General features: G+C 74.6%; 3 protein-coding genes and 2 pseudogenes. 4 read left to right on the top strand and 1 reads right to left on the bottom strand.

Annotated features, from left to right (window positions below; all coding sequences use genetic code 11):
- The 4 genes and pseudogenes from CCN33_RS27160 to CCN33_RS27145 form a co-directional block, all read left to right on the top strand.
- Positions 1–581, top strand: a pseudogene (locus CCN33_RS27160) (ATP-binding cassette domain-containing protein); the annotation flags it as partial.
- Entirely contained in the window at positions 553–2,637 is a 2,085-nt protein-coding gene (locus CCN33_RS27155) for a YhgE/Pip family protein (RefSeq protein WP_086696074.1), read from the top strand. The pseudogene CCN33_RS27160 and the gene CCN33_RS27155, both read left to right, overlap by 29 nt.
- Before the next feature lie 56 nt (positions 2,638–2,693).
- Entirely contained in the window at positions 2,694–3,320 is a 627-nt protein-coding gene (locus tag CCN33_RS27150) for a TetR/AcrR family transcriptional regulator (RefSeq protein WP_086696073.1), read from the top strand.
- 374 nt (positions 3,321–3,694) lie between these two features.
- Positions 3,695–5,185 carry a phytoene desaturase family protein gene (locus CCN33_RS27145; RefSeq protein WP_208621915.1) on the top strand — a complete coding sequence of 497 codons (1,491 nt, stop codon included), beginning with the start codon at positions 3,695–3,697 and terminating at the stop codon, positions 5,183–5,185.
- 7 nt (positions 5,186–5,192) lie between these two features.
- Here the strand turns inward: CCN33_RS27145 and CCN33_RS27140 are convergent.
- Positions 5,193–5,655, bottom strand: a pseudogene (locus CCN33_RS27140) (hypothetical protein); the annotation flags it as partial.

Genomic DNA, 5,655 nt, shown 5'->3' with positions numbered 1-5,655 from the left:
GCCGGTTCAGCGCGGTGGCCAATGTCGCCGGGGTGACCGACCTGGAGCCCGCGCTGACCGTGGGCGAGCATCTGCGCGAACGGGCCCTGCTGCAGCGGCGGTTCGGCGACTCGCTGCGCGAGGCGCTGCATCCGCGCCCCCAGCGCACCCACGAGGCCCGGCTCCGCGCGGACGCGGCGCTGGCCGCCGCCGGGCTCGACCTGGACGCGCTGCCGAAGGGCTCGCGGACGGCCGTACGGGACCTGGAACGGCTGGAGGTGCTGCGGCTGTCCGTGGCGCTGGCACTGATCGGCACGCCCCGGCTGCTGGCGGTGGACGACGTGGAGCTGAAGCTCTCGGCCGGTGAACGCACCGAGGTGTGGGACCTGTTGCGCTCCCTGGCCGACGCGGGGACGACGGTCCTGGCCGTGTGCCGCACCGCCCCGGACGGCTGCGTCACGGTCTCCACGGAGCCCGCCGAGGCCGGACCCCCGGAGGACACCGGGGACGACGGGGACACCGGCCCCGTCCAGGACCGGCCCGCCGAGGACGCCCCCCGAGAGGAGGCCCCCGATGCGCTCACCGAGGCTGGCCGCGCTTGAGCTGCGCCGGTTCGGCCGGGGCCGGCTGCCCCGCGCCGCGCTGGTCGCGCTGTTGGTGCTGCCGCTGCTCTACGGCGCCCTGTACCTGTGGTCGTTCTGGGACCCGTACGGCCGCCTGGACCGCGTCCCCGTGGCCCTCGTCAACGAGGACCGGGGCGCGACAGCGGGCGGGAAGAAGATCCACGCCGGTGCCGACATCGTCAGGGGTCTGCGCGAGCGGCGGACCTTCGAGTGGCACGAGGTCGACGCGGCCGAGGCCCGCCGGGGCACGGAGGACGGCACCTACTACCTCTCGCTGACCCTCCCGGCCGACTTCAGCCGCCGCGTCGCCTCCAGTTCGGGTGACTCCCCGGAGACCGGTGCGCTCCAGGTGCGCACCAACGACGCGAACAACTACATCGTCGGCCAGATCTCGCGGACCGTGTTCGCCGAGGTCCGCTCGGCCGCGTCCACCAAGACCTCCCGGACCTTCCTGGACCGGATCTTCATCAACTTCTCCACCCTGCACGACAAGACCGAGACCGCCGCCGAGGGTGCCGACAAGCTGAGGAACGGCCTGGGCAAGGCGGAGAAGGGCGCCCGGAAGCTCGCGGACGGCCTGAAGGAGGCCGACAGCGGCAGCGGCAGGCTCGCCAAGGGCCTGACCCGGCTCGACAAGGGCGCCGGCGACCTGGAGGACGGCTCCCGCCAGGTCGCGGCCGGCACCCGGACCCTGGCGGACAACGTCGACGGGGCGTATGCGAAGGCCGGCCCCTTCCTCCAGAAGAACGGGAAGACCATCGGCGCCACCGCACGCCTGGTCTCCGACTCGGCCCGCACGGTGCAGGACAACCTCGACACCGTGGTCCGGCTCGCCCCCGGCGCCGCGAAGACGGCCCATGCCTCCGCCGCCGCACTGGACCAGGTGCACAAGGCCCGCTGCGATACACCGCCCGTGCCCGATCCCGCCTGCCCGGACCTGGCGAAGGCCCAGCGGGCGGCGGACGACGTGGCGGTCGTGGCCGACGACCTGAACAAGGTCGTCGCCGCGCAGGGCGGCGATCTGACGACCATGCGGAAGAACCTGACCACCCTGCGCGCGCAGGCCGACGCCCTCGCCGAGCGCGCCCCGCACCTGCACCGGGACGTCGCGGACGCGGTCGCCCGGATCGACAGGCTGAACGCGGGCGCGAACGCCGTGGCCGCCGGGGCGAAGAAGCTGCACACCGGCCTCGGCACCGCCCGGTCCGGCGCGGCCACCCTCCACCGGGGCATCGGCACCGCCGAGTCGGGCGCCAAGGCGCTGGACAGCGGCCTGTACAAGCTGGTGGACGGCTCCGAGCGGCTGGCGGACGGTCTGCACGAGGGCGCCGGGAAGATCCCCGACTACGACGAGCGGGCCCGCGACCGGCGCACCGGTGTGATGGCCGACCCGGTCCGGCTCTCCTCCGCCGACCTGCACCACGCGCCCAACTACGGCACCGGCTTCGCCCCGTACTTCATCCCGCTCTCCCTGTGGGTCGGCGCCATGGTCGCCTACATGCTGATCCCACCGCTCAACCGGCGTGCCCTCGCGGCCGGTGCCCCGTCCTGGCGGATCGCGCTGGCGGGCTGGCTGCCGGTGCTGGCGGTGGGGGTGCTCCAGACGGCGGCGCTGATGTCCGTACTGCACTTCGGCATCGGTCTGGAGATGGTCCGGGCGGCCGGGACGACCCTGTTCCTGTTCCTGGTCACGGCGTGCTTCACGGCGATCGTGCAGTGGCTCAACGCCCGCTTCGGCGCGGCCGGCCGCATCCTCGTGCTGGCGCTGCTGATGCTCCAGCTCACCTCGGCGGGCGGCACCTACCCGGTGCAGACCAGTCCGGGCTTCTTCAACGCCATCCACCCCTTCCTGCCGATGAGTTACGTGGTCTCCGCGCTGCGCCGGCTGATCACCGGCGGCGGGCTCGGCCCGGTGTGGCAGGCGTGCGTGGTGCTGACGGCGTTCACCGCGGGCGCCCTGGCACTGACCGCGCTCACCGCCCGGCGCCGTCAGGTGTGGACGCTCCAGCGGCTGCACCCGGAGCTGAGCCTGTGAGCGCCGGGACGGCGGAGGCGGCCCGGCCGCCCGGCGCACCTGTGAGAATCAGGTCCATGGAAAGCACCAGCGCCCGGCCCGCCGGCAGCACACGCCGCGAGGCCACCCGGCAGAAGCTCTACGAGGCGGCCGTCACCCTCATCGCCGAGCAGGGGTTCTCCGCGACCACGGTGGACGAGATCGCCGAGCGCGCCGGGGTGGCGAAGGGCACCGTCTACTACAACTTCGCCAGCAAGTCGGTGCTCTTCGAGGAGCTGCTGCGGCACGGCGTGGGTCTGCTCACCGCCTCGCTGCGGGAGGCAGCCGAGCGCACCGCCCGCGAGGGCGGCGGCGGGGTGGACGCGCTGGACGCGATGGTCCGCGCGGGCCTGGTCTTCATCGACCGCTACCCGGCCTTCACCCAGCTCTACGTGGCCGAACTGTGGCGCACCAACCGGGCCTGGCAGTCGACCCTGATGGTGGTGCGCCAGCAGGCCGTGGCGGTGGTCGAGGGGGTTCTGCGCGAGGGCGTGGCGGCCGGGGAGTTCAGCGACGAGATCGACGTGCCGCTGACCGCGGCCGCGCTGGTCGGGATGGTGCTGGTGGCCGCGCTGGACTGGCAGGCGTTCCAGCCGGAGCGGTCGCTTGACGACGTGCACTCCGCGCTGTCGCGGCTGCTCCAGGGGCGGGTCAGCGGGGGCTGACCCCGGATCCGGGACGACCCGAGGCGCGCGAAGGGCGCCGGACCGCGTTGTTGCCGGTCCGGCGCCCTTTTCACTCCCCCGCACTCCCCCGTACGGTTCCCACCGCGGTCCCCCGTGACCGTGACGGCCACGGGCCCCGTGTCCCGCTTCCGCCGACGGATCGGCGGAAGGAGCGGCCGGCGGGCGGGCCCGTTCCGCCGCCCCGTGTCGGCGGTGCCGGGCCGCGCCCCCTGGCCGTGTCTCCACTCTCCCCTCCGGCCGGTCCCCGGCCCATCCGCGCGGCTACTCATCTGTGCGTCTAGGTACGGGTACTCAAGCCCCCGCGTTCGGGCCCGGACCCGGCACTGTCGGTGGTGGTCGGTAAAGTCGCGGTCATGGCACGGATTGCGGTGATCGGCGCCGGGATGGGCGCGCTGGCGGCGGCCGCCCGGCTGGCCGTCGCGGGCCACCGGGTGACGGTGTACGAGCGGACGGACACGTACGGCGGGGCGGTGCGCCGCTTCGAGCGGGACGGGTTCGCCTTCGACACCGGCCCCGGTCTGCTGCCGCTGCCCGCGGTCTGGCGGGACCTGTTCCTGAAGACCGGCAAGGAGCCCCTGGAGGACCTGGTCGAGCTGGTCCAGGTCGACCCCTCCTCCCGCCACCTCTTCGCGGACGGCACGCAGGTCGCCGTGCCCAACGCCTCGCGCGCCGGGGTCGTCTCCGCGCTGGACGAGGCGCTTGGCGCCGGGGTCGGGCAGCGCTGGGGCGACTTCCTGGTGCGCGCCCGCGAGGCCTGGGACCGCACCCGGCGCCCCCTGCTGGAGGAGCCGTTGTGGCCCAACTGGCCGGTCCTGGCGGAGCGTGAACCCTACCCGGCCGTCCCGCACAAGCGTCTGCTGCGCACCCGCCGGGCCACCACCCTCTCCGAGGTCGCCGACTGGGAACTGCGCGACGACCGGCTCACGGCCCTGCTGACCGGCCACGCCCTGGCCCACGGCCTCGACCCGCGCACCACCCCGGCGAGCGCCGCCGTCCTGCCGTACCTGGAGCACGCCTTCGGCACCTGGTACGTACGCGGCGGCATCCGCGAGCTGGCCCGCGCGGTGTACGAGCGCTGTGTGCGGCGCCGCGTGGAGTTCGTGTTCGGCGCCGAGGTCACCGGGATCACGGTGAAGGACGGCCGCGCGGCGGGCGTCGAGCTGGCCGACGGCACGGTGGCGGACGCCGACCATGTGGTGGCCGACGTGGACCCGGCGCTGCTGGGCCGGCTGACGGACCGTCCGCTGGACGGCACCGGCGATGTGCGCCCCGGCGCGCGCGGCGCCGCCCGGCTCACCCTGCTGCTGGCGCTGAGGGGTGCCCGCGAGGCGGGCGCCGCGCACCGCACGGTCGTGCACGCCCCGGACCCGGAGGCCGAGCTGGACTTCCTGGCGAACCCGGGCGGCGATCGCCTCCCCGTCCCCACGGTCACCGTGCTGCGTCCCGACGACCCGGCCCTGCGCCCGGACGACGCCCACGAGTCGGCGGTGGTGTGGGCGACCCTGCCCGCCGGCCCGGACACGGAAGCGGGCCACGCGCAGATCCTGCTCGACGCGGCCGCCAAGGCCGTCCCGGCCCTGCGCGACCGCCTGCTCTGGCACGCGATCCGCACCCCGGACCACAACGCGGCCGAGACCGGCGCCCGGCACGGCGCGGTCCCCGCCCCCTCACTGGCCGCGGGCGAGGGCGGTTTCCTGCACCCCGGCAACTCCACGCGGCTGCCCGGCCTGTACCGGGTCGGCGGCTGGTCCCACCCCGGCGGCGGGCTGCCGCACGCGGGGATGTCGGGGGCGATGGTGGCCGGACTCGTCGTGGAGGGGCCGGAGTTCCGGGGCTCGACGTGAGCGGTTGTCAGTAGCGGTACTGCTCGTCGTAGCCGGTGTTCTGCTGCTGGGTCTGGCCCTGGTAGGGGTACTGCTGCTGCTCCGGCGGGAGTTCGCCGTTGTAGGTCTCGTCGGTCCGCTGCTGCGGCACCCACACCCCGCCCGCCGGGGTCTCGCCCTGGCCGCCGTAAGCGTCCTGGCCGTAGCTCTGCTGGGCGTAACCCTGCTGCGCGTAACCGGAGTTGTCGTAGCCGCCCTCGTAGCCCTGGCCGTACGGGTCGGTGTAGCCGGGGTACGCCTGCTGGGCGCCGGTGTCGTAGCCGCCTGCGGCGTAGCCCTGCTGGCCGTAGCCCGAGTAGTCGTAGGCGTACGCCTGGTCGGTCTGCTGGGGCTGGGCCGGGGTGCCGTCGCCGTAGACGCCGTAGCTGCCGGTGTCGTCGGGCATGGGCTGGGGCTCGTAGACCGAGGTAGTCTCGGCGGCGGCACCCCGG

Source organism: Streptomyces recifensis (assembly GCF_002154615.1).
GTDB classification, from domain to species: domain Bacteria; phylum Actinomycetota; class Actinomycetes; order Streptomycetales; family Streptomycetaceae; genus Streptomyces; species Streptomyces griseoluteus.
Note: the sequence above shows the minus strand (reverse complement) of the source record. Positions and strands in the feature narration are given on the sequence as shown.